A 24,339-nucleotide genomic window follows, 5' to 3' on the forward strand; every position below is an offset into this window, starting at 1 on the left:
GGTCTTCGTCACTTCCGCCACGGGTTGCGCCGTGCCGCGGCATGGGGCAGGGAAGGAACCATGCACAGTCCCATTCTCGCTCCCGTCGTCGCGCTCGTGTCCTGGTCCATGGTCATGTGGGCCTGGATGTACGCCACGCGCTTGCCGGCCATGTTCAAGGTCAGCATGAAACCCGACCCGTATGCACCGCGCGGCGAGCAGATGAGTCAGCTGCCGGCCCAGGTGCGCTGGAAGGCCGACAACTACAACCACCTGATGGAGCAGCCCACCATCTTTTACGCCATCACCCTGGCCCTGGCGCTGCTGGGCGAAGGAACGGGCCTCAACCTGATACTGGCCTGGAGCTACGTGGGCCTGCGCGTGGTGCACAGCCTGTTGCAGGCGCTCATCAACAAGATCGAACTGCGCTTCTTGCTCTTCGTGCTGTCGTCACTGGCGCTGGTCGGGCTGACGTTCAGGGCGGCCATGGCCGTGCTCTGAGCAGGTCATCGCGAGCCGGGCCCCAGTCCGGCTCCCAGCGCGAGGGTCACCACCTCGGCGATGGCGACCTTCTCGAGCAGCTCGACCTTCGGAATGCCGGGGATGTTTCCCAGCACCCTCGCGGCCCGGAGCGACGCGAACCCATGGCATAGGGACAACGCGGCGATGGCCCGGGCGACGATGGCGTCGGGCGGCAGCCCCGGGTTGCCCTCGGCCACCACCTCGAACAGGGTCAGCAGGGAGCGGTCGGACGCCTCGTGGACGGACGCGAAGCGCACCCGGTCCTCGATTTCGGGCAGGAACATGATGCGGTAGTGCGAAGCGTGCTCCTTCGCGAACGAGAGATACGCGGTGGCGATACCCGTCAGCTTGCCCGCCACGGTGGGCTCACTCGCCACGGCCCGTGCGACGCGCTCCGCGAGCAGGTCGTAGCCCTCGGTGGCCAGCGCCGCCAGGAGGGACTGCTTGTCCGGGAAGTGGTGGTAGGGCGCTCCGGGAGACACGCCCGCGGCCCGCGCGAGGACCTGGATGGTCAGCCCCGTGACGTCGCCTTCCCTCAGGAACTGGATGGCCGCGTCCAACAGCGCCCGGCGCAGGTCCAGGTGGTGATAGCCGCGAGGCTTCGCGGCTTTCTTGGCCGTCTTGGCTGCCGGCTGACGCGTCTTCGGTGTGCTCACCACGTGACTCCCATCTTCTTCGTGGGGAGCATAGGCCGCGACAATACGAGTCGTCAGTCCCGCCGTGCCGTCAGGTCGAGCGTCGACTCCTTCTGGATGTGCCCGATGCCGACCTTCATATAGGCGGCGAAGTCCTCCTCGACGAAGTCCTTGAGGATGCCCTGCGTGGGCCACCCATTGCCCCGGAAGCGATAGGTCCAGGTCAAGTGCGTCCCCGTCGCGGTCGGCGCGAAGCGGAACTCGCCCACCGCGTACTGGACGGCGCGCCGTGCCTCGTTGGTGAAGTTCCAGACGACGTACTGGAACCGACGGCCCTCCTCGACGACGAGCAGTTCCTCGAGGGAGGTGTTCCCATCGCGCAGCACCACGCGCCGGCGCGCTCCAGGGCTGCCCCAGGAGGCGGAGAGGACATCGGTCCGCTCGATGCCGGCGAGCTTCTCGGTTCCCAGCAGGATGCGCTCCAGCGGGACATTCACCAGCCAGTGCAACAGCACCTCTGGAGGCGCGGCGATGTCGGTCTCGACCGTGTGCGCGATGAACGGCGCCTCAGGCTCCACGGTGGGGGCCGGCGTCGAGCGGTGCAGGGTGTCTCGCTCCGTGACGGAAGTCCCCGACGCATAGCCGACGGGCGTCGCGCAGGCGCTCAGGAACACACCACAGGCAAGGGACAGCAGGGTGACGGCAGGTGTCGCGATCCGCGGCATGGCTGTTCTCCTGGAAAGACGAATCTAAAAGATATTTAGATGTGAGGGCATGGGTTGTCAAGGCGACCACGAGTCGCCGGTTGAGCGGGGACCTGGTTGCATCCGTCCCAGCCCATTCGAGGCCAGGGCGCCTCGGAGCTGACGCGAGTGAAGCGATTGCCTCGCGGCCCTGTCGCTCAGAGCGCGGCGAAGACATCGCCGAGCGTGGCGAGCATCGATTCCGAGCTCCTCACGCGGAACGTCGACTCGGTGACGCGCGCCGCCTCGATGCGGTCGACGCGGAGCATGCGCACCGCGCCTCGCAGGTGGTCCCAGACGAGGAGGAACCAGGCGGGCCAACTGAGCAGCAGGTAGTGCGGCTCCACGACGCGCACCGTGCTCGCGTCGTTCGAGCGGTAGGTCAGCTCCAGCGCGCGTTGCTCGAAGAACGACTCATGGATGGGACGGAGCACCGCGAGACTGGGGGCCTTCCACGTCGCGGCGACGTTCCGCGAGCTGGGGCCGACCAGAATCCTCCGGCGCAGCCCGCTCACCCGGGTGCGCTCCTCCGGTGGAAACGAGGCGGAGAGCTTCTGCCGCAAGCCCTTGAGCGTGGAGAGCAACAGGGGGGAGCCCAGTTGCTCCGCGAGCGCCAGGGCGAGCATGAGGTCGAGGACTTCCCGAGTGTCGAGCTGAACGCGCCCCAGCCCCGTCCGTGGCGGCACGCGCACGCCACCCCCTCGCCCCGCGTCGGACTCGATGGGGACACCGCGGGCCGCGAGCCGGGACAGGTCTCTGCGGATGGTCCGCACGCAGACGCCCAACTCCTCCGCCAGTTCTGGTGCGGTCCACGATGGGCGTGAGGCGAGGAGGCCGAGGACGCGGTCCAGGCGGTCGATGACGGGTTCGCGTTTCAAACGTGACTCATTCTGTCACCTTTAGGGGGGATGGTCACTGTGTCGCGAACGAACGCGGCCCCGGACACGAGAGACCCATGACCTTCATGCGCGGAATGAGCACCATCAACCTCTGGGCGGACGACCTCCGGGCGGCGACCCGCTGGTACTCGGAGTTGCTGGGCGTGGAGCCCTACTTCAGCAGCGAAGCCGCCGGGCGAGGCCCCGGTTACGTCGAGTACCGCATCGGTGACTATCAGCACGAGCTGGGCATCATCGACCGACGGTTCGCGCCCCCTGGAATCGCCACGAGCCGGGGTGGGGCCGTCGTCTACTGGCACGTCGATGACGTCGCCGGAGCGCTCTCACGACTGCTCGCGCAGGGGGCCGAGCTCCTCGATGGCGTCACCGAGCGGGGCCCCGGTTTCGTCACGGCGTCGGTCATCGACCCCTTCGGCAACGTGCTGGGTGTCATGTTCAATCGGCACTACCTGGACGTCCTCGGAGCCCGCGATGCCGCGCGCTGAGCGAGGTGCCATCGCCGAGGCCCCGGTGAGGGCGTTTCGCGGCGCGGCGGAGTTCGAGGCGTGGCTGGAGGAGAACGGCGGCGCGCCCGAGGGGGTCTGGTTGAAGCTGGCCAAGAAGGGGACGGGCATCACCTCTCTGACGGACGACGAGGCGGTCGACGTGGGGCTCTGCTTCGGCTGGATATCGGGCCTGAGGAAGTCCCTCGATGACCGCTTCTATCTCCAGAAGTACGTGCCGCGCCGGCCGCGCAGCCGTTGGTCGCGCGTGAATGTGCGGAAGGTGGAGGCGTTGCTCGCCGAGGGCCGGATGCGACCGGCGGGGCTCGCCGAAGTCGAAGCCGCCAAGGCCGATGGGCGCTGGGCCGCCGCCTACGAGTCGCAGCGGAACGCCACCGTCCCCAGCGACCTGACGGCCGCGTTGTCCGCGAACCCCCAGGCCGCGCGAGCCTTCGAGGCGCTCGGGAAGACCCGGCGGTATGCCCTCATCCTGGAGATCGTGACGACGCGCACGGAGACGGGCCGCACGAAGCAGGTGCGGCGCATCGTCGACTCGCTCGGTTCCGAGGACCCTTGAGTCGTCTACACGCCCCCCGGGAGTTGCCGCACCCCCGGGAGGTCCATGTCCGCGATGAAGAGCCGGTGGCGCTTCCCCTCCCGACCCGCCTCCATGCCTTCAGCCAACGTGGCGATTATCTGCCCAGGGAGAAGCTCCCTCCCCAGGCGCCGTAGGAGAGCGTGGTGATGCCGTTGCGAGTGGTGCCCGTGTAGCTGCTCTGTCCCGGCTGGATGGTGACGACCATCGTGCCTCCCGTGGCGGGAATCACACCCGCATGCACCCCGGCCGCGCAGGCATCCGAGTCATCGGTATAGAGGTCCGTGCCCCACACGACGCCTCCGCTCACAGCCGGGCAACCGCACCGGATCTGCGTCCCGTTCTGCCCACGGTAGGACGTGAAGTTGTAGCTGGAGCAGCTCTGCGCCGGTGGAAGCTGGAATGAGAAGCTCCCTCCCCAGGCGCCGTAGGAGAGCGTGGTGATGCCGTTGCGAGTGGTGCCCGTGTAGCTGCTCTGTCCCGGTTGGATGACGACGACCACCGTGCCTCCGGTGGAGGGAATCGCGCCCGCATGCACCGCGGCGGCGCAGGCATTCGAGTCGTCGGTATAGAGGTCCGTGCCCCACACGACTCCCCCGCTCACGGCAGGGCAGCTGCATCGAAGCTGCGTCCCGTTCTGCCCACGGTAGGACATGAAGTTGTAGCTGGAGCAGCTCGGGACCGTGCCTCCGTAGAGGGCGTCCAGCGCGGTGTTGTCGGAGCTGGTCCACTCGCCAGTCTCGGTGGAGCGGAAGCAGGAGTTCATGACGGAGCCGCCCACGACGGCCGTGGTCGGAGTCCCGGGGATGTGGATGGCGCCCACGCCCGCGTCTCCCTCGTCCCCGCCAGCGCCGCAGCTGATGCTGCGATTGTAGTAGTCCGAGTGGCGGAAGCCGACCGCGTGGCCCAGCTCGTGGGTGATGACGTGCTCGTTCACATCGGCGCTGTAGTCGTTCAGGCCGGTGCCGATGTTGATGATGCCGTAGGGCAGCCCGCCCGAGGGGAAGCCGGCGGAGCCTCCGGTGCCAGACGTGGTCTGCGCGGTGATGTTCGCGGTGCAGCCGGTGGCCGGTCCGCGCGCGAAGGTGATTCGCAGACCCCGCTCATTGTAGTTGGCGATGGCCAGGTCGAGCCCCTGGCTCAGCATGGGGTAGCTGTCGAAGGTGGCGGTGGAGTTGACGCAAATCCTGGTCACGCTCGAACCGACGAGGTTGGTCGTGCGGTACTGCTCCTCGCTCTCCAGGGGGACCTGAAGCATCTCCCGGGATGCCGCGAGCGTCACATGCGCGTCACGGCCCACATACACGGCGTCGTCGGCGACCAGGATGTCGTCGGCCGGAAAGCCAGCCTCCAGCAAGTTGGAGATGATCTCCTCGTTCTCTGCCTGCGGGTCCGGGCCACAGCCGACCAGCAACGCGCCACAGCTCACCACGAGGACTGCTGCTTTCTTGAACATGGGGGCTCGTTTCGCGGACAGCGGGGGATGCGCCGTCCGCCTGACAGGCCAGGCGACACGGCGCTACGGCCCACCAAGCATTTCCCTGTTCAAGGTCGGCAATGTCTCAAAAGCCTGACTAACTGTTGATGTCTGGATGGATCGCGAGGCGAATGCCTCGCCGCCCTGACGCGGGTCATCCGGACTCGGAGCGCGGAACGTCGGACTCGGGACGGTCCCTGTCTATCGCAGCCAGAGGAGCATGGATGCGATGGTGAAGCCCAACGAGACCTGGACGCTCCATCCGCGCGAAGTAGGATTCGCGCATGCTCAAGGTCTACGGCTTCTCCCGAGTGAACAAGATGGCCCGTGGCAAGACCCGAGACCTGCGCGTGCTGTGGGCGCTGGAGGAGATGGGGCTGCCATACGAAATCGTGGGGATGGATCATCCGCGGCACGACCTTGATGCGCCCGCGTATCGCGCGCTCAATCCGTTCGGACAGATTCCGGTCATCGACGACGACGGCGTGGTCGTCACCGAGTCGGGCGCGATCCTGCTCTACCTCGCGCGCAAGAGCGGCAAGCTGATGCCGCGCGACCTCGCCGGCGAAGCGCAGGTGCTGCGCTGGTGCGTCGCGGCGCTGAACACGATCGAGGTCCCGCTCCTGACCGCGTGGTTCGTCGACCTGAACGGCGGCAAGGGTACCCAGGGAAGCGATGCGCTTCACCGGTGGGGGGCCATGCGCCTGAAGCAGCTCGACGGCTGGCTCGAGGGCAGGGAGTTCATCGCGACCGACGAGTTCACCGTCGCGGACCTCTTGATGACGCATGTGCTGGGCGCCGGCATCGACGAGAGTGTCGTCAAGGACCATCCCAACGTGCTCGCCTTCCAGCGGCGCTGCATCGCGCGCCCGGCCTGGAAGAAGGTGTTCGACGCCTACTGCGACCGCGTCGAAGCGGGCTGAGCGCAAGGCGCGTCGTCATCACCGTCGGAGCGGAAGCCTAGGGACCTCCGTCGCGGGTCGCGGGGTTCGAGGTCGCGGGTCGCGGCGGCGGGAAGACTGGCGAGTAGCAGGCGCCCTTGTAGACGTAGCTGTCGTCGTCACAGTCCTTCAGCGGGACATCGAGCTTGAGCCAGCACCCACCCCGCAGGGCGACCTGGGAGCGGCGGGGACATCGGCCGCTGGAGTCCGGACGAAGTTGCCCCGGAAATGGTGTCGTGGGCATGTCCGTGGCGAGCGTCATCCAGATGGACGGCAGGTCCAAGGTGGACACGGGAGAGGTCATCGCGGAGTCGCCGACCGCCACCGTGTCGGCGTCGTCCATGCGCTGATTCGCTTTCGTCCACTCCTCCAAGGACTTGCTGTCGGACACGGTGCGCCAGCGCCAGATGACACCCGAGCCAAGTGCGCAGCACAGGCCCACGGCCGCGAGCCAGGGGCGCCAGGACAGCGGGGCGACACGGCGTCGGACGGGCGGCAGTTTCCAGAGGTGGAGTTGCGCATCCGCCTCGGGCCCCAGTTCCCTGGCCGCCTGTTCCAGGGCTTCAGCCAGTTCGCGGGCACTGCCACGCGCGGCGGGCTGGAGGGAGAGCATCCGGGTGATGAGGCGACTGAGCTCATCGGGGCATCGCGGGTTGAGGGCATGAGGAGGGCGGGCGCCCGTCGCCTTGTCGGACGTGTCGTACCAGCAGCGGGAGGCCGCATCGCGCGGGTCACACGAGGCCGGGTACTGCTCGGTGACCAGCCGATAGGCAGTCACCCCCAGGGCAAAGACGTCATCCGCCGGGCCCGCTGTGTAGGGGTCGTCCCTGGAAGGGGAGGTCTCGGTCGCGAAGCGCCAGGCCTCCGGGGAGCGGTAGGCAGAAGTTCCCGGGGGAGGCTCACGCCACGTCAGGCGGGAAGCGCCCCGGTGTGTGCTGGAGCCGAAGTCGGTAAGGAAGACGTGCTCATCAGCGGAGCGCACCAGGACATTGGTTCCCTTCACGTCCCGGTGCACGCCACCCACGGCATGAACGGCCTCGAGTGCGCGAGCGAGTGCCGCGAGGACTCGGAGCACGCGGCGAGGTGTCGACGGCACGAGCCGTGCCCAGGAATAGAGCGACGGGCCGTCCACCAACTCCATGGCGAGGTACGGATGGGGCCGCCCCTCGGGTGACACCCAGGTTCCATGCCCCAGCAGTCGCGGGACGCTGGGGTGATGAAGGAGGCCGAGGAGTTCAACCTCACGCTGGAAGCGAGGGTCCTGTGGTGTCGCGGAGAGCTTGACGGCACAGGGGCAGGGCTCTCCTGAGTCCATGGACACCGCGCGATAGACGGTGCCGTGGGCGCCGCGTCCAAGCTGCTCCAGCACGAGCCAGGGCCCCACGCGTGCCCCCACGGGCAGGTACGCCGGATTCAGGTCGCCCAACGCCATGTCGGTTCTCGCGAGGAGGCGCGGTTCATCCCGCGTGTAGAGAGCCTAGCTCGACAGCTCGCCTCCCGAGGCCTGGGGGCGTTCACGCCTTCACGCGGGTGAACTCCATCACCCAGTTGGTCTCCCAGCTCTGGCCTTCGTCGGGAGAGAAGGCCTGCTCCCAGCGAGCGGTGTCCTGGCCCAGTCGGGTCCACGTGAAGCGCACACGGATGGCGCGGCCCTCGAACGTGTCGTTCGTCTCGAACACGCCCACGTCACCCGAGAAGCAGCCCAGCACGGGTGGGTCGATGGTGTGGTTCCGGTTGTCCACCCAGGTGATGGCCCACTGCTTCGTCGCGGGGTTGTAGACCCGGAGCGCCAGGCCCACGAAGCCGGGCCAGAACTCGCTGCGATAGGTCTCCTGATTGCCGAGCCCGCCCGGAAGGGGATGCTCCTCGGCGGTGGCCTCGAACGCGACCCACTCCGTGCATCCCTTCAACCGCTCCTTGATCCGACGGTTGTGCACCCGCCAGGTTCCCATGAGGAAGTCGAAGTCTCCCGCCCCGTCGTTCTGTCCCTGTGTCCGCACGCGCGCCGCTCCGTTCAGGATGTCGAGGCCCCACCTCGGGGCCACTGAACGCGCACGGTAGAGAGCATATAGGGCGAACCCCGCCCTGATTCGGACAGGCTCCGACTCACTCCTTCCGGGAGGTCTTGCGCCGTGTGAGGCGCGCCTCGAGCCCGGCGAGCATGGCCTCGAGCCCGAACTCGAATTCCTTCTCGATGTCGTGTCGGGCGAGGACGGCCACGAGCTCATGGACGCGGGGGAAGTCATGCTTGCTGAGCTGCTCGTAGGCGGGCCGGGACTCCTCCTCGGGCCGGGTCGGCGAGTAGCCCGCGACAGTGTGGCCGACGACGAAGGCCACCATCACCTGCAAGGTGCAGAGGGCCTCATCGGCACTGAAGCCCGCCTTCCGGAGCAGTTCGAGCGCCGCTTCGACGTGGATGATGGACGCAGGCGTGACGGCGGGGCGCGTCGCGAAGAGCGGCAGCGTGTGCGGATGGGCGCGGAGCACGAGCCTCAAGGCCCGCGCGTTGTCTCGAAGGGCGACTTGCCAGGTCGCCGCCTTCGTCGCCGCGGGCATCTCGGCGAGGACGATTTCGAACAGGCCGTCGAGGATGGCCGCCTTGTTGGCGACGTGGTTGTAGAGGGACATCGCCTCCACGCCCAGCTCCTGCCCGACACGCCGCATGGAGATCGCCTCGAGCCCTTCGCTATCAACGACGCCCAGTGCCGCCCGCAGGATGCGCTCTCTCGAAAGGGGTTCGCGTTTGTTGGACTGTCTCATGGCTTCCTTGACAGACTTACGTCATAAGCTTACGTTGTAAGTCAATCATGTGGATTCGAGAGCGAGCGGTCGAGGAAGCCACTCCGTTGCCCCACGGCGCCACGCAGTCGGATGAGGTTCGCCTGCGCCAGTGGGTTGAACATCTCGCGGTTCCCCGGCACCTCTTCGCGAACGCCCGGAACAATGCCTGGGTGCGCGACGAGCTCGGGGCGGCCTTCGAGCGCTACGGCCTGTCGGTGCGAATCCAGGGTCGATATCGGAACGTCGTGGCGCTGCCTCGACACGCGAAGGGCAGGCCGGTGACGTTCGTGGCCGCCCATTACGACAGCGTTCCGGATTGCCCCGGTGCCGATGACAATGCGAGCGGCCTGGCGGTGATGCTGGAGTGTGCGCGGGTCCTCGCGCAATCCGACGCGGGCCCGCACGTGGGCTTCATCGGGTTCAACGCGGAGGAGGATGGACTGTTGGGCAGCCGTGACTTCGTCGCCCATGGACTGCCGGCGCTTCCCTGCCAGCTGGGTATGGCGCACGTGCTCGAGATGGTCGGCTTTCGCAAACGCTCAGGCCCGGTCCAGGCGCTGCCGTTTCCGTGGGTCCCCCAGAGCCTCAGGGCGCCCGACTTCCTCGGGCTCGTGGGGAAGGGCCGCTCCAACGCCATCATGGACCGCGCCATCAACTCGACCGAGTCGCCAGGGCTGCGGTTGCTGACGGCGAAGACGTGGGGACCGCTCCACGTCCTGCTGCCCGACCTGATGCGCAGTGACCATTTCCCGTTCTGGACCGCCGGGAAGCCCGCTGTGCTCTGGACCGATACCGGGAACTTTCGCAACCCGCACTACCACTGCTCGACGGATACGCCGGACACCCTCGACTACGGGTTCATGCGAGAGGTGTCCGTGCTGCTCAACGCGGTGGTCTCCAGGGGAGTCGTCTGACCTTCGCGCCGCGCGCAAGCAACCCCTTGCGCGCGGGCGCCCCTGGGACTTGCTCCCTCAGGGCTTCCCTGCGGCTTCGGCGGGGCACCCGGCCGTCGCGGTGTCGCGCTGGATGCGTCCGAGCGCGGGAGCCGCCAGCGGCTTGCCCCGGGTCTTCCAGTGCTCCACGAGCGCGTCGCGCAGCGTCAGCGCCTGACGCTCACCCAGGTCGATGCTCCCGGGCGCCAGCGTCTTGAGCACGTCCTCCAGCCCCCCACCGCCGCGCGCCAGGAAGTCCGGCATGGCCACGCGGAATCGCTTGTTGGCCGGGAGCGGCTTCCCATTCGGCAGGGTGACGGAGGTGAGCCGCGAGGCCCCGTTGCACAGCTCCACCCGCACCTTCAGCCCCGACACCTGGAGGACGCCCTTGCGCCCAAAGCCGGCCTCCAGCAGCTTGCGCAGCTCCGCCGCCGAGACGGTGATGACGGCGAGGGTGTTGTCGAAGGGAAGCACCTCGTAGAACGCGCCGTAGGTGAGCTCGCCCGCCGGCAGGTCCGCGCGCAGTCCACCGCTGTTGATTACCGCCACGTCCGTCGCGGAGACCTCGCGCAGCGCGTCCGCCAGCACGTTGCCGAGCGTGCTCTCCGCGTCATAGTTGCGCGTGAGCGCGGTGGGAACACGCACGCCCAGCGAGCGCTTCTGCTCCTGCTCCACGCGGGCGAACGCCGCGGTGAGCTGTGACTCCATCGCCGCGTCGGCCACCACCGGGCGCCCCCGGAAGGTGGCGGGGACCAGCTCCAGGCTCTTCGCCGCCTTCAGCTTCCGCTCGTCACACGTGCCCAGCGTCGCGTCCATGCGCGCGCACACGGGGATGGAGCCCTGAAGCACGGTCTGCTCGGGGAGCACCTTGCGCGTCACCGGGTCCACGAAGAGCTCCACGAGCCCGAACGCGCGGCCCCGGCCCGACGTCTCGATGACCGGCGTGCCGCGAATGAAGTGGCCCACGGGCTGGTGCGTGTGCCCGGCCACCACCGCGTCCAACGTCCCCTCGGGCAGGGTCTCCAGCAGCTCCACAATCTCGCTGTCCCCGCGGTCGCAAGAGGAGGCGTCGCGAGGGTCGTCCTGGCGCTTGCACACCGCCCCCGCGTGCGCCACCGCCACCACCACTTCGGCCCCGCGCGCGCGCAGGGCCTGGGCCGCGGCGAGCGCCGACTGAGCCAGGGGCGCGAAGCGCAGGCTCGCCACATTCACGGGGTTGGTCACCTGCGGGGTGTGGGGCGTGGCCAGGCCGAGGATGCCGATGCGCACCCCGCGCCGCTCCACCAGCCGCATGCCCTCGTTGCCGAGCCAGGTGGGAATCGCGCCCGTCTGGCTGTCGGTGACGTTGACCCCGAGCACCGGGAAGCGCGCCTGGGCGATGCGCGCCTTGAGCGCGCCGAACGGGTCATCCCCGTCGAGTGCCACCGAGCGGGGCCCCACGGGCCCGTAGTCGAACTCGTGGTTGCCGAGCGCCGAGGCGTCATACGCGAGCGTGTTCATCGCGCTGATGACCACCTCGCCCTCGGTGAGGTTGGAGGCGAGGGTGCCCTGGAAGAGGTCGCCTCCGTCCAGCAGCAGCACGCCGTCCGGATTCTCCGCCCGAAGGATGGACACGTAGCCCGCGAGCGTCGCCAGGCCGCCCTGGTCCACCCCGGTGCCGTCGGGCAGCGTGGCGCGGGAGGGCATCACCCAGCCGTGCAAGTCGTTGGTCCCCACCACGGTGATGCGCAGGGGGGCCGGCGCGGCTTTCACCTCGCTCGGGGGCGCGGGCGCCACCGGAGCGGCCTCCGGCACGGGCGGAGTGGACGAGGCGCAGGCGGCGAGGAGGGCGGACAGCAGCCCGAGGCGGAAGGGACGGATGGCGGAAGTCACACGCCCGTCTAGAACGGTGTCCCCGCCGGATTCAAGGGCCCTCGCTTCCGAAGCAGGACTTCCGGAAGCGAGGGCCCCAAGTGCGCGGGTGTGGCTAGTTGCGCACGCGCAGCAGCAGCTCGGCCTGCATCGGGCTGCGGCGGCTGGTCGCCGTGCCGAAGCGGTTGTTCGTGGGGCGGTACTGCTCCTGCACGAAGGTGACGTCGCTGTTGTTCAGGACGTTGAACATGATGAGCGTGAGCTCCATCTTGGTCTCCTTCGTCTTCACGATGCGGTTCAGGTCGTAGCGGGCCTGGACATCGAACAGGAACTGGCTCGGCTGGCGCAGCTCGGAGATGGCCGCCGGGTCATTGAAGTCCGGCAGGCCGGTGTTGGTGTTGGAGGAGTGGCCGGTGCCGCGCTCCGAACGAGACACGCGCTGCCGGTCCACCGTGCCCTCCGTGAACATCCACATGGGCGCGCCGGTGCGGTAGTTGAACCGCACGCCGAAATCGAGACCGAACCGCGTGGTGTACCCGATGGCGCCCTTGATGGTGTGGCGGATGTCCTCGGGGGACGGACCCTCGAAGAAACGCTTGAAGCGCGGGTTCACCCCGTAGCCGTCGAAGTAGTCGCCCACCGTGCCGTTGCTGTAGGCGAGCGTGTAGCTGGCGAGCAGATCCCACGGGCCCGTCCTGCCCTGCGCCCACAGGTCCATGCCCTTGTAGTCGCGCCAGGCGTCATCCGGGTTGTGGATCTTCACGATGGTGTGGTTCACGCCGTCCACGTAGTCCACCACGCGCGTGCCGGACGGATCCCAGACGCGGTTCATCTCCTCGTCCACCCACATGTTGGCGTACTTGCGGTAGGTGAGGTCGACGCCGATGACGGAGCCCTCGGTGATGGCGTGGTGCAGGCCGAGCGCGAGCTCGTCCACGTGCGGCGGCGTGTGGCTCGTCTTGTCGAAGTAGCGGCCAGACGCGCCACCGGACACGCTGCACTGGGGGTTGCCGACGGTGTCCGGCGCACAGTCCGCGAAGGCGCCACCGGCGAAGGTGGACCGCACCGTGGTCAGCTCCGGGTTGGCGTGCTGCGCGATGAAGACGTCGCCCACTTCGTTGGAGCGGCCGTAGTGCACCTTGACCAGCGTGCTGCGGTTGCCGAACAAGTCGTACGTGGCCGACAGACGCGGGCCCACGCCCACCAGGTTGGTGATGAACTGGTTGTCGTCGCCATACAGACGGCCCACGTCAGCGCGGAGGCCCGCGACCAGCGTGAGGTAGCGGTTGACGTTCCAGCGGTCCTGGAGGAAGGCGCTGGAGATGAGGGTGCCCGCCTCGGTGGTCAGCGGGGCCTGCGCGCCGTCGGTGTTGTAGAAGTCCAGGCGCTCGTTGCAGAACTGGAAGGTCGACGGGTCCTCGGGGTTGCACTCGCCGTTGCGGTCATTGAAGCGCTGGTTGCCAATCACCTGCGTGGTCTTGTCGCCGCTCAGGTAGCTGAACTGCAGACCCGCCTTCATCTGGTGGTTCTTGAGCTTGAAGAGCAGCGTCGGGTCGAACTGGTAGCGCATGCGCTGCTCGGTGACCAGGTTGCCCACTTCGTTGCGCAGCGCGCCGGCGTTCCGGTACGTGACGCTGTTGTAGGTGTGGGAAATCTCCTGCGAGTCCTCGTCGATGGGGCCCTGCCAGATGTCCTTGAAGGTGGTGCCCGCCTGGAGCTGGAAGAGGATGTTGTCGGAGATGCTGCGGTCGTAGTTGACGATGGCGAAGAAGCCGCCGCGGTCGATCTGCGTCTCCGCCTCCGGGGCGGCGAACGTCGAGGCGACCTGGTTGGTGATGGTGTTGTTGTCGTAGTTGAACGCCAGGGACAGGCGGTCCTTCGGCGTGGGCTGCCAGGTGAGCTTCAGGCGGGCCAGGCGCGTCTGCGTGTCCGTCGTGCGGCTCTCCTCACCCAGCGGCGTGTCGCGCTGGGAGAAGTTCCACTGGCCGGAGACGTAGAACCACAGCTTGTCCTTGATGATGGGGCCGCCCACGCCCACCAGGGGGCTGTAGAAGGCCGTCTCGGACAGCGGCACCTCGTTCTGCGTGTAGTTGGCCACGTTGGGGTTCTGGTTGGCCGCGCCCCGGTACTTCGCGTTGGCCCACGCGGGCGAGAGAATCATCGTCACGTCGTAGGTGAACTTGTTGGAGCCGCTCTTGCTGACGACGTTCTGGATGAGGCCCAGCGAGTTGTACTGCGCGTCCAGACCGCCGGTCATGACCTCGAAGTTCTCCACCGCGTAGAAGCTCATCGGCGAGCTGATGCTGCCGTCCACCACGTCGGACGTGTCCATGCCGTCGATGAAGAACTTGCCGTAGCGCGAAAGGCCGGCGCGCAGGCTGGGCGCGTTGCCGTTGCCCACGCCCGCCACCAGCTGGGGCATGGCCTGCACCTGCGTGAAGACGGGCGAGGTGGCCGCCTTCTCCGCGTTCATCACCGCGCCCATCTGCGCGGAGTCCGGGTTGATGATGGGGTTGACCTTCTCGACGATTTCGTAGGTGGCCACCGCCGTCTGCTCGGTGAACACCTCCAGCTTCACGTCCACCTGCGAGGCCTGGCCGAGCAGGACGGTGATGCCCGTCTTCTTGATGGGGGCGAAGCCCGGGACGTTGACCTCCAGGGTGTAGTTCTCGCCCGGGGGCAGGGTGTCGAACTCGAAGCGGCCGTCCTCGCCGCTGGTGCGCGACTGGGGCTGCAGCAGCGCCGGGCCCGTCACGGTGAGGGGCACCTCGGCGAGCGGGGCGCCCGTCGGGTCATAGACGTAGCCGGCCATGCGGCCGTAGTTCTGGCCGGCGGCGAGGGCGGGCACGGGGAGGGCCGCGACGAGCGCGAGCAGCAGCGCGAGCGCGCCGCCGCCCCGGAAGAAAGGCGTCTTCATGGAAGGGCTCTGGGAAGAAAGGGTGGCGCTCACAGGGTGCTCCCCACGACGAAGAGCACGCCGGCGTACCGGGTGACGGTGGAGAGGTTGAGCTCGGTCTCCGCGCAGGTGTCGACGCACAGACCGGTGTAGCTGGAGGCGGGCTTCGCCGCGGTCGCGGTGAAGGTGCGCAGGCGCACCACCGGCGACCAGCCTTCCTCGCCGGGGAGGGCCGAGAACAGGTACACGGGCGTCTCCGTGGTGGGCGCGCCCGTCGGCGGGCTCACCAGGACGCCGTCCATCACCCGCACGTTGCCGGTCTCATCCACCTGCACGGGACCGCCGTCCAGGTAGGCCAGCTGCAGGCCGCGGTACCAGCCGCCCTGGGCTTTGAACTCGGAGCCCGTGCGCAGGGGGTTGAGCTGCGCGGACACGTCGATGATGGCGCGCAGGGCGAGCGTCGTCTCTTCCTCGGCGGCGCCACCGAAGGCACCCTTGGTGAGCGAGGCCACGTCCTTGATGGAGTTGCACTGCTCGGCGCCCGTGCCCGTCCAGCGCGCCACCTTCATCAGGGGCAGCACGGGGGGCGTGGTGTTGCCGGTGACGGTCAGCGGTAGCGCCGCGAAGAGGGGCCACTGCACCGTCTCCGGGTAGCTGTCGAGGCGGAAGTCAAAGTCCGCCTTGCCCGTCTTGCAGCCGTCCGCGAAGTCGTACGAGGTGGCGACCACCCTGCTCGCGGGCAGGAACGGACGTCCGGTCTCGTCCACGGGGACGCCCGAGTTGGTGAGCACGCCGCGGTCATCCTTGCGCTCGGTCGCGACCTGTCCCAGGTTGTAGAAGGGCACGTTGGTGCCCCTCACCCGGGCCGCCGCCGGCCGGTAGATGCCGCTGGTGGGCCTGAACTTGGAGTCGAGGTTCGTGGCGTCGATGACTCCTTGGTACTTGTCACCGACCTCCTCGTTCGACTCACCACACGCCACCGCACTCAGGGCTGCCGCGAGCCCGAGTACGCACTTCATTTTTGTCTGCACGGAAAAAACCTCTGGGGATGGGACGAGGTGGCGGCCCTCTAGCACGAGTCTCAGGTCCTCAGGTATCAGTTGAGTGGCGTCCTCGTGACAGACCCCCCGTTCTGCTGGCGCAGCACGATTACATCCCGAGGACTCTTCCCCAGCTTGTGGTATGCCCTGCCCCGGCATGTTCGCGCAGCAGACCGACCCTCCCTCGCGCATCCTCGGCTTTGCCGCCTTCTCGATTGCCGTGCACGTCGGCATCGTGGCGGTGCTGATGTTGCTGGTGAAGCCCATCGCCCTCGAGGCGGAGCAGCCCATCGAGGTGGTGCTCAACCTCGTCAAGGCCCCGCCTCCGCCGCCTCCGCCGCCCCCACCCGCGCCGAGCAGGACGACGCCCCGTCAGGTGGAGAAGAAGCCCCGGACGGAGCTCCGCACGCCCGTGGAGGTCAAACCCGTCCCCGTGGAGGCGCCCGTCGAGCCGGAGCCCGCGGAGCCGGAGCCCGAGGCGCCCCCCGAAGAGGGTGGTGTCGAGGGAGGTGTGGCCGGCGGGGTAGCGGGTGGGGTTGTTGGAGGAGTGGTGGGAGGCGTCGTGGGCGGGGTGGTGGGTGGAACGGGCCCCGCCGAGCCGGTGAAGCCCAAGAACGTGCCGCCCTTCGTCATCCAGCGTGACGTGGTGCGCCAGACGTCGCCGCGCCTGTCGGAGGTGTTCAAGCAGTCCCACCGCGGTCAGACGCTGCAGGGCATCTACAAGGTGTGCGTCTCCACCAGCGGCAGCGTGTACGAAGTGACGCCGGTGAAGTCCGTGCCTGGCGCGGACGAGGACATCATCCAGGGACTCAAGGCGGGCTGGGAGTACAAGCCCCAGAAGGTCCCGGTGTGCTTCCTCTACAACATCCCTATCACCATCCAGTAGGCGCGCTCCCGCCTCCAGCCCGCCGCGAAGCCTCGCGGCGCTGGAGGTGGTGTCCGGGGCGGCTTCAGAGCTCCAGCGCGTAGGCCGCGTCGTGAGCCGATGGACGTCGGTGCCAATCCGCTCCACCGTCCGGAGGGTCGTGACGGGGTGTTGGCCATGACGTGATGTGCACGGCACGCCGCCGTGACGGGTGCATGCGACGGTCCTGCTCAGGTGATCGCCATGCAGACCGAATCGCACCCCTCGACTTCGCCTCTTTCGCCGGTGGACCCACTCCTCGGCCAGGTGCTCCACGAGCGCTTCCGGGTGCTGGCGCCGCTGGGGGCCGGGGGAATGGGCCGGGTGTATCGCGCCCTCCAGCTCCCGCTCGAACGGATGGTGGCGCTCAAGGTGCTGAGCCCCACGTTCCCCTTCGCGAACGACCCGGAGTTCCAGCGGCGCTTCTTCCTGGAGGCCAGCGTCACGGCGAAGCTTCGCCACCCGAACACCGTCACCCTCATCGACTACGGGAAGACGGATGACGGGACCTTCTACATCGCCATGGAGTACCTGGAGGGGCGCACGCTGGCGGAGCACCTCACCGCCGGGCCGCTGCCCTGGCCGCGCGCGGTGGACATCGCCCAACAGGTGTGTCGGTCCCTGCGCGAGGCACACCGTCTGGGAGTGGTGCACCGCGACCTGAAGCCCGCCAATGTGATGCTGTTGGCGGAGGAGGGGAGCGCGGAGCGCGACCACGTGAAGGTGCTCGACTTCGGACTGGTGAAGCCCTTCGTCGTGGAGGGCGCCAGCCACCTGTCGGTGCCTGACATCACCCAGGTGGGAACCTTCCTGGGCTCGCCGACGTACATGGCCCCGGAGCAGGCGCGCAACCTGGCGGACGCGCGCAGCGACGTCTACGCGCTCGGGGTGGTGCTGTACCAGATGCTCATGGGGCGGCCGCCCTTCCTGATGCAGGACCCGCTGGAGCTCATCTTCGCGCACCACAAGGAAGTCCCACCGCGCTTCCAGGCGGTGCGCCCGGACGTGGCCATTCCCGCGTCCGTGGAGACCGTCGTGCGCCGCTGTCTGGAGAAACAGCCCGCGCACCGCTACGACTCCATGGAGGCGCTCCTGGAGGCATTGCGCGGAGCGGCGGGTCTGGGCACGGCCATCTCGCTGGATACCGGCCCTGGAGAGGCGGTGACCGGGCCTGTCGGCATGTCCCTCGCGCCATCGATGCGGTCCACCACGAGCGGTGTCCAGGGCACCCTGGTCCTGGACATCAGCCTGGACGAGTCCTCCGTGCTCCGTCCGGACTCTCCGCGTCCGGACTTCCGCCGAAGGGCGCTCAGAATGGGAGCGGGCCTGGGCGTGTTGCTCGTCTGCGGAGCTGGCGCCTATCTGCTCGGGGCCCGCCGTCTGCGAGCGCCCGTGCAGTCGCCGCCGTTGGTCGCGGTGTCCTCGCCTTCCGAACCGGTGCGGCAGGCATCTCCCTCCGTGACGGCGCCAGTTGCGCCGCGGCCCGTGCGCTTCCACATCTCCAGTCAGCCGGAGGGCGCGCGTGTCTTCTGGAAGGGAGTGGAGCGGGGCACCACGCCGTTCGTGTTGGAGGTGCCACCCGACGCGGGCGGCATGGCCACCGCGGAGGTGACGTTCGTGCGGGAGGGGTATCGCTCGGACCGCATGCTCGCGGGAGGCTCGGGTGAGGTGCTCTTGAGTCAGCGGCTGCAGCGTGAGCGCGGAGGACGCTCGTCGTCCCCGGGTACGTCCTCTGCCAGCGCGGAGGGCTCGGGGAGCTCCGAGTGGATGTCGGGAGCGTCCCTGAGCGCGCCCATGCCCCTGGATGTCCCCGGGGCCGCGAAGCCCATGGCGGAGCAGCCAGGCGCGGTGGCCGAAGGCACGCTCCAGGTTTCGGCTCCCACGGGGCCCATCCAACTGCCGGAGAACGCGAAGCCCCCCGTGGAACGTGCGGGCAACCTCCAGCCGGAGTTCCCCCAACATGCGCGTGCCGCGGGGCGCGAGGGACTGGTCGTCCTCAAGCTGGTCGTCACGGAGCGCGGCGAGGTGCGCGACGTCTCCGTGATGCGAGGTGAAGAGCCCTTCGTGTCCGCCGCGATGCGCGCGGTGAGCGCCTGGCGCTACCAGCCCGCGTTGCTCGAGGGTCGGCCTGTCGCTGTCTACCGCGTGGTGAAGGTGCCTTTCCGTCTGCGGCCCTGACGCCCGCGCGAAGGGGACCCGCGCGGGCTCCTCTCTCCACGGAGATGCTGGGAGGTGCCTTTTCGCCCCGCGTGCGCCCAGGCGAGTTGGCGCTTCATCTGGGCCACCTTGATGCAGCCTGACCGCATCTCCAGGCAGGGGACGCGGACACTATGCCGAGGCTCCCACCGCCTCGCTGTAGTAGGTTTCCCTGAATGGTACGTACTTCAGTGCTGATGCTTATCGGGTTCCTTGTCTTCGCCTCCACCGATGCCCCGGCCGCGCCTCCTGCCGCTGGCGCCGCGAAGTCCATCGAGGAAGCCTCGAAGCGTTTGGAGAATGCGCGCGCGGCCCTGACGACGGCCGTTCAGCGCATCGAACAGGAGCCGCCGCGTGGCGCCGACCTTGATGCCGCCCTCGCGGCGGTGGAAGCGCTGAAAGAGGCGCTCAATGCGGGAGCGAGCTTCGAGACGGAAGATCTCGAATACGCCAAGAGCGTCCTCGCCGCGCGCAAGCAGCTCCGGACCGACCGCGAGTACGTCGATGAGCGGCGGGCGAAGGTCCACATCCACGATTACCGCCGGCGCATCGACAGCGCGCTCGCGCCCCTGAACGAGCGCATGTCGAAGCTCGGTCAGGGCGACCCGGGCTCCAAGGCGATGGACGAGGCGCGTGCCGCGGTGGACGCGCTCGAGAAGCTGACGGAGGAGGGCCGGCCCCTGAAGAGCCAGGACCCGAAGTTCTCCTCGTACCTCACCGACGTCGAAGCGACCGTCGCCCGTCACAGGAAGACGCTGGATGAGCGGTGGCTGCAACTGTCGGCTCAGAAACAGCGCGGACTCCTGGATGCGAGCCGCAAGTCACTGGCGAGCGCGCTCGCCGACCTGGGAAAGGCCTGGTCGGATGAGAAGTTCACGGCCGCCGACAAGGCGACGGCCGCGCTGCAGAAGCAGCTCGAGGAGGGCAAGCCGCTCGAGGTGCAAGACAAGGCGTACCGCGCGGACGCGGACAAGGCACGCGCCGAGGTCACCCAGGCCCGGCGCCAGATGGATGAGTCCGTGGTGCAGGCGGGTGTCTCGCGGGTGAAGGTGGAGCTGGAGCCCGCCCATGAAGAGCTCCGCGCGTCCGCCAAGGCGCTCCGGGTGAAGCGGCCCACGCCCGAGCAGCTCGCCGAGGCCAAGACGGCGGCGTTCGTCGGCCGGAAGCTGGTGGACAAGTACGAGCCTCAGGCGGCGAGGAGTCAGGCCATCGGTCAGTACCTCGCCGAGGTGAAGAACACGCTCGTCGAGGTGGAGGTGGTGCTCCAGGTCCGCACCCTCGATGCGGCTCGCGCCGAAGTCATGCAGGCCCTGCGCAACATCGAGAAGCGGGCCGCGACCGCCGAGCAGTTCGAGGAGGCGAAGACGGCGCTGGTCGTCCTGGAGAAGACGCTGGAGACGGTCCACGTGAAGAACCCCGCCATCAGCCCCGCCGCCGCCGACGCGCGCCAACTGCTCAGGGATGGGCGGGCGACGATGGAGCGGCGCCGGTACGAGGTCGACCTGCAGCAGCAGCGCGTGAAGGTCGACGAGGCGCGGAAGAACGCGGCGGCGCTGGTCATCCAGATCCAGAAGGAGACGCCGTCGCCAGCGCAGCTCCAGGAGGCGGAGAACGCGGTCAAGCAGATTGGCGCGGTGCTGGAGGTCGGTGCTCCGTTCGTCAAGAAGGACCGCGACTACGCCCTGTACGCGAAGGAGACCAAGGAGCGCATGGCGGACCTGGGCGAGCGCATCAACCGGCGGAAGATCGTCCTGGCCGCGGCGGATGCCCGCGTCCAGCTTGCTTCCCGGCTGACCACGACGAAGGAGAAGCTCGAAGCCGCGAAGGGCATCTCATCGACCGATGGCGACGTCGAGACCGCCTCGAAGAGCGTGGATGAGGTCATGCAGATGTTCGAGGCGAACGCGGCGTTGGAGCGGCAGGACGCGGGCTACGCGGCGTCCGCGGAGCGGGCTCGCGCCGAGTGGCTGAAGCTGGTCGAGGCGCTCGAGTTCGCGAAGCAGGCGCGGGCGTTGCGTCGGTTGACGGGTGAGGCCCTGGGCGTCGCCAGCAAGGCGTCGGAAGCGGCCGCGTCCTCCACGGACCTGCGCAAGAAGAAGGAGCTGTACGCGAGCGCGCTGGAGAAGCTCACGGCCTGCCAGGACGAGGGGGCCAGGATGGTGAAGGAGAACGCCAGCCTCGCCACGGTCGACGTGCTCGTGGGCGGCACTCCCACCCAGCCCCAGGAGGTGATGGCTCAGTGCGCCCAGAAGGCGGAGGCGCTGCAGGCGCCCCAGAAGAGGGCGGACGTGGAGCTTCGGTTCCAGGATGGCCAGAGGAAGGCCTACGACTCGGCGAAGTCGCTGCTCTCCAAGGGACGCAAGAGCGAGGCGCTCTCGCAGCTCAATGACTGCATCGCGGAGGGGCGAATCCTGGAGAACCGATACCCCGACTTCAAGGAGCAGAAGTTCGACATCGGCGGCGCGAGCATGAGCATGCTCGAGCTGATTCAGGTCTGCGCCAAGGAACGCAAAGCGCTGCAGCCCGCCCCCTGACGCGCCGGTGCATCAGGTGACAGACGTGTGAGGTCCTGGGGTGGCCGAGCCGCGCGTGCCTATGCTCCGCGCGGCTCACCTGGGAGGGCAGGGCGGCGGCGGCGAACAGGGGTGTGCCATTCCCCGTTCCACGAGGCCATCGCCAATGCTCCGTTCCCTCAAGTCGCTCCGGTGGGTGTCTGTCTTTCTGCTGGCCGCCTGTGGTTCCTCCGACCTGCCCGCGGGTGAGGCGCCGCCCGCCGTCGACACCGTGGAGCAGGGGGTGCTCTTCCCTCCGCCCACGCCGTCGAGTGGCAACGTCCTGGACAGCACCACGTTCCTGGGCAGCGTGGCGCTCCCCGGCGCGGTGCAGACGTCCTTCACCACCCCCCTCCAGTACTACTCCTTCGCCATCAACGTCGCGGCCGGCTCGAGCGCGAAGCTGGAGGTGACGCACCTGGGCAGCAGCATGTCCCTGGACACGGGGCTCTTCGTTTACGGCCCCAGGGATGCCAGCGGCAGCTACGGCACCACCGTGCGGGCCCAGGACGATGACGCGGGTTATGGCCAGCTCAGCAAGGTGGCCTCCGTCACCTTCGCCCAGGGCGGCGAGTATCTCGTCGTGGTCAGCAGCGGTGAGGGCGCGGGCAAGCGCTTCCGCCTCCAGCTCGACTGTCTCAGCGGCAACTGCGAGCCGGTGGACCCGTCCGTCTACGCCACGTGTGACGACGCCCGGGTGGGTCCCCGCGTCGAGGACTGCATGGCCCACTGGGACGCGGAGGGCCTGCCCGTCAACGAGGCCTTCGCCCTGTGCTTCGACGCGGATGACGCGCACGCGCTCTACGAGGGCGCATGTGCTCCGTCGGCCTCCGCCAAGCCCGTCTGGTGCGCGGGCGGCGAGGCCACGTGGACGCAGCGGATGTGGCCGGTCTGCGTGTCCGACTACACGGTCGCCTATGGGCTGTATTCCGTGTCGCTGGGCTCGCGGCCGGTGAGCACGGGCCTGCAGTCCAAGCTGTCGGCGGCCAACGCGGCCTGTGGCACCTCCTCCGCGTGCTACGGCGAACTGCGTGGCTACTCCTTCCCCTGGAGCCACTCGACTCCCGCGAGCCTGGACAAGGTCGCCGAGGCCGTCTCCTTGACGGAGCAGAGCAATGCGCTCTTTGGCGCGCGCCTGGCGAATACGACCTACACGCAGTTCGCGCAGTCGCGGCTGCTCTCCAGGCTGTCTTCCCTGCATCCGGCCCTGGGCCAGGAGTACAGCAACGGCTCCGAGGCGGTGCAGGTGACGGGCTGGCACTACAGCCGGGAGATGTGGCCGGACGCCTGCATGATCTGGGAGCTGTATGTCATCTACTTCCCGGAGTCGCGCGGCGTCCTGGTGTTCGAGCAGGACTACGCCCGGGACTGCTGACGTCCGCGGTGACAGGCTTCGTCCGGGGTGGCCCTCGTCGCTGGAGGGCCCCCGGCCGAGGATTCTCTGTCGCCGTGGCCGCCGCGCGCGGGCCCGCGCGTGCCCTCATTTGACAATGTACGATTCGGATCGTACTTTGTCGTCGCCATCCTGATGTGGTGGGTGATTGCCTTTGATTCGCCATGGTGTCCCCGAAGGGGGGGCGGTCGGGGTGGTGTGTCGTATTGATGGAGTATCGCGGGCCTGCCGCCTTGCCTGGACTGTTCCGGGGAGGGATGGCAGCGCATTCCTCTCGATCTGGAGTGTCAGCCATGACGAAGTTGATGAGAATCCTGAGCATTGTCCCGATGGTCCTCGCGCTGGCCCTGTTGCCGGCGTGCGAGACGACTGTCTCGGGCTCGACGACCATGACGTACAACCCGAGCACTGGGAAGTTCGAGGGCACGGCGACAGTCACGGTGACCATCAAGAAGAAGTCACTCAGGGCGGGCGCCGTTGCTGGAGGCGCCTCGGGCCTGGAGATGGCCCTCGCCGGCATTGGCGGGGCGGCTCCGACGCTCATGAGTCCTTTCATGAACGTGGCGGTGCTCGGCTCGCGCGGCGAACTTCTGGGCGCGGACCCGTTCGAAGTGGTTCAGACCGAGGCGGGCACGTACGCGTTCAGGGATCCGGAAGCGGTGGATGCGTGGCTGGCTCAGCTCGGGGAAGCCGCGTCCGTTGTGATGGCTTTCGATATGAGCGGTGATGGCAACCCCTTCCAGGCCACGGTGTACAGTGACGGCGTGAGCCTGGGCTCGGACATCATCGGCGAGTAGCGCGAGTCTTTCGGTTCTCGTGCCACGCGCGGGCCGTGCCGCTCTCTCAGGGGCACGGTCCACCGTGGTTCATTCGCATTCCACTGGAACGTCAGCGGCCGGGTTTGTTCGTCTGAGGAGGGCGGGGCTTCAGCCCACAATCACTCGCAAGCATAGATAGGGCCGGTAGCGACGTTGGAGACTTCCTGTGCGGCCGTCACCACGCGGTAGCGGAACCGGATGGAATAGCCTGGCGGGTTCCCAGACGTCGGCGTGACGCAAGACTCACTATACGTGGCGCTGCCATCTCCCCAGGGGGAGTTGAGGACCTCGCCGTCGAAGTACATCGTCCGCGACCACTGGCTCCGGTAAAGCGGGCTGCCACCCGTTGCGCCGCCAATGCACGTGATGTCAGTGGAGGTGCTCGAGCAGGAGATGGAGGCGGTGGGAGCAACCAGAGCGGCGTGACTGTCTTCGAGTGTGGGCAGTCCAGCGCCTTCCTGTTGGGGGGCGCCCTCACCACAGGCCATCAGCAGGCTCGTGGCCATCAGCGAAATGCTGCGCAAGGTGCTCTTCATGGGAGTGCCCTCGTAAAGTGGTGGGTGCATGCAATTCATAACATGCCGCGCGCCTTTCAGGGACGCGCCCAAGGTCTTCCCTGGCGGCCCCGCATGGGGCCCTCTTGCCATTGCAATCCAAGGCAACCTAGGTTCGAGGGCGCGGTTCTTCCCCTTGGAGGCATTCA

At 68.1% G+C, this 24,339-nt stretch carries 21 protein-coding genes; 10 read left to right on the forward strand and 11 right to left on the reverse strand.

Annotation, left to right across the window (positions count from 1 at the left end; all coding sequences use genetic code 11):
- The first annotated feature begins 60 nt into the window (after positions 1-60).
- On the forward strand, positions 61-480 hold the full coding sequence (locus tag HUA75_RS04590) for an MAPEG family protein (RefSeq protein WP_174485630.1): 420 nt from the start codon (positions 61-63) through the stop codon (positions 478-480).
- 5 nt (positions 481-485) lie between these two features.
- On the opposite strand, the gene HUA75_RS04595 is transcribed toward HUA75_RS04590, so the two are convergent.
- From HUA75_RS04595 to HUA75_RS04605, 3 genes are all read right to left on the reverse strand, one after another.
- Positions 486-1,157, reverse strand: a complete 672-nt coding sequence (locus tag HUA75_RS04595; RefSeq protein ID WP_141642732.1) for a TetR/AcrR family transcriptional regulator — start codon at positions 1,155-1,157, stop codon at positions 486-488.
- A 53-nt stretch (positions 1,158-1,210) separates the two neighbouring features.
- On the reverse strand, positions 1,211-1,861 hold the full coding sequence (locus HUA75_RS04600) for an SRPBCC family protein (RefSeq protein WP_174485631.1): 651 nt from the start codon (positions 1,859-1,861) through the stop codon (positions 1,211-1,213).
- Positions 1,862-2,037: 176 nt separating this feature from the next.
- Entirely contained in the window at positions 2,038-2,757 is a 720-nt protein-coding gene (locus HUA75_RS04605) for a YafY family protein (RefSeq protein ID WP_174453372.1), read from the reverse strand.
- 77 nt (positions 2,758-2,834) lie between these two features.
- On the opposite strand from HUA75_RS04605, the gene HUA75_RS04610 reads away from it, so the two are divergent.
- Together HUA75_RS04610 and HUA75_RS04615 are read left to right on the forward strand one after the other, a co-directional pair.
- Positions 2,835-3,263 carry a VOC family protein gene (locus HUA75_RS04610; RefSeq protein ID WP_174485632.1) on the forward strand — a complete coding sequence of 143 codons (429 nt, stop codon included), beginning with the start codon at positions 2,835-2,837 and terminating at the stop codon, positions 3,261-3,263.
- Positions 3,250-3,837, forward strand: coding sequence for a YdeI family protein (locus HUA75_RS04615; protein ID WP_174485633.1), 588 nt, complete (start codon positions 3,250-3,252; stop codon positions 3,835-3,837). The genes HUA75_RS04610 and HUA75_RS04615 overlap by 14 nt, the downstream gene beginning before the upstream one ends.
- A gap of 115 nt (positions 3,838-3,952) precedes the next feature.
- Here the strand turns inward: HUA75_RS04615 and HUA75_RS47670 are convergent, their stop codons facing one another.
- The gene (locus HUA75_RS47670) at positions 3,953-5,311 is read right to left on the reverse strand and encodes a M57 family metalloprotease (RefSeq protein WP_174485634.1); all 1,359 of its coding nucleotides are present in this window, start codon (positions 5,309-5,311) and stop codon (positions 3,953-3,955) included.
- A 305-nt stretch (positions 5,312-5,616) separates the two neighbouring features.
- Between HUA75_RS47670 and HUA75_RS04625 the strand changes: the two genes are divergently transcribed.
- The gene (locus HUA75_RS04625; RefSeq protein WP_141642726.1) at positions 5,617-6,255 is read left to right on the forward strand and encodes a glutathione S-transferase family protein; all 639 of its coding nucleotides are present in this window, start codon (positions 5,617-5,619) and stop codon (positions 6,253-6,255) included.
- A gap of 37 nt (positions 6,256-6,292) precedes the next feature.
- Here the strand turns inward: HUA75_RS04625 and HUA75_RS04630 are convergent, their stop codons facing one another.
- The 3 genes from HUA75_RS04630 to HUA75_RS04640 form a co-directional block, all read right to left on the reverse strand.
- Entirely contained in the window at positions 6,293-7,705 is a 1,413-nt protein-coding gene (locus tag HUA75_RS04630; protein WP_254627362.1) for a serine/threonine-protein kinase, read from the reverse strand.
- Between the two features lie 82 nt (positions 7,706-7,787).
- Positions 7,788-8,273: a hypothetical protein gene (locus HUA75_RS04635; RefSeq protein WP_371746055.1), complete on the reverse strand. Its 486-nt coding sequence runs from the start codon at positions 8,271-8,273 to the stop codon at positions 7,788-7,790.
- A 106-nt stretch (positions 8,274-8,379) separates the two neighbouring features.
- Complete coding sequence (locus HUA75_RS04640; protein WP_217445901.1) at positions 8,380-9,033, reverse strand: TetR/AcrR family transcriptional regulator C-terminal domain-containing protein; 654 nt, start codon at positions 9,031-9,033, stop codon at positions 8,380-8,382.
- A 47-nt stretch (positions 9,034-9,080) separates the two neighbouring features.
- Here HUA75_RS04640 and HUA75_RS04645 point away from each other — a divergent pair, with 47 nt between their 5' ends.
- Positions 9,081-9,968: a M28 family peptidase gene (locus tag HUA75_RS04645; RefSeq protein WP_174485636.1), complete on the forward strand. Its 888-nt coding sequence runs from the start codon at positions 9,081-9,083 to the stop codon at positions 9,966-9,968.
- 57 nt (positions 9,969-10,025) lie between these two features.
- Here the strand turns inward: HUA75_RS04645 and HUA75_RS04650 are convergent, their stop codons facing one another.
- From HUA75_RS04650 to HUA75_RS04660, 3 genes are all read right to left on the reverse strand, one after another.
- Complete coding sequence (locus HUA75_RS04650) at positions 10,026-11,858, reverse strand: bifunctional UDP-sugar hydrolase/5'-nucleotidase (protein ID WP_141642722.1); 1,833 nt, start codon at positions 11,856-11,858, stop codon at positions 10,026-10,028.
- Between the two features lie 94 nt (positions 11,859-11,952).
- Complete coding sequence (locus tag HUA75_RS04655) at positions 11,953-14,754, reverse strand: TonB-dependent receptor (protein WP_174485637.1); 2,802 nt, start codon at positions 14,752-14,754, stop codon at positions 11,953-11,955.
- Positions 14,755-14,783: 29 nt separating this feature from the next.
- On the reverse strand, positions 14,784-15,752 hold the full coding sequence (locus HUA75_RS04660) for a hypothetical protein (RefSeq protein WP_174485638.1): 969 nt from the start codon (positions 15,750-15,752) through the stop codon (positions 14,784-14,786).
- Between the two features lie 178 nt (positions 15,753-15,930).
- Between HUA75_RS04660 and HUA75_RS04665 the strand changes: the two genes are divergently transcribed.
- From HUA75_RS04665 to HUA75_RS04685, 5 genes are all read left to right on the forward strand, one after another.
- Positions 15,931-16,659, forward strand: a complete 729-nt coding sequence (locus tag HUA75_RS04665; RefSeq protein ID WP_174453381.1) for a PaxA — start codon at positions 15,931-15,933, stop codon at positions 16,657-16,659.
- A 222-nt stretch (positions 16,660-16,881) separates the two neighbouring features.
- Positions 16,882-18,855 carry a TonB family protein gene (locus HUA75_RS04670; RefSeq protein ID WP_174485639.1) on the forward strand — a complete coding sequence of 658 codons (1,974 nt, stop codon included), beginning with the start codon at positions 16,882-16,884 and terminating at the stop codon, positions 18,853-18,855.
- Between the two features lie 194 nt (positions 18,856-19,049).
- Complete coding sequence (locus HUA75_RS04675) at positions 19,050-21,407, forward strand: hypothetical protein (protein WP_141645285.1); 2,358 nt, start codon at positions 19,050-19,052, stop codon at positions 21,405-21,407.
- A 145-nt stretch (positions 21,408-21,552) separates the two neighbouring features.
- Positions 21,553-22,800: a hypothetical protein gene (locus HUA75_RS04680; protein ID WP_174485640.1), complete on the forward strand. Its 1,248-nt coding sequence runs from the start codon at positions 21,553-21,555 to the stop codon at positions 22,798-22,800.
- A 311-nt stretch (positions 22,801-23,111) separates the two neighbouring features.
- A complete protein-coding gene (locus HUA75_RS04685) occupies positions 23,112-23,615 on the forward strand; it encodes a hypothetical protein (RefSeq protein WP_174485641.1) in 504 nt (167 codons plus the stop codon).
- 140 nt (positions 23,616-23,755) lie between these two features.
- On the opposite strand, the gene HUA75_RS04690 is transcribed toward HUA75_RS04685, so the two are convergent.
- The gene (locus HUA75_RS04690; RefSeq protein ID WP_141645282.1) at positions 23,756-24,172 is read right to left on the reverse strand and encodes a hypothetical protein; all 417 of its coding nucleotides are present in this window, start codon (positions 24,170-24,172) and stop codon (positions 23,756-23,758) included.
- Between the last annotated feature and the right edge of the window lie 167 nt (positions 24,173-24,339).

The organism is Myxococcus sp. CA040A (assembly GCF_013336725.1).
Lineage (GTDB): Bacteria > Myxococcota > Myxococcia > Myxococcales > Myxococcaceae > Myxococcus > Myxococcus llanfairpwllgwyngyllgogerychwyrndrobwllllantysiliogogogochensis.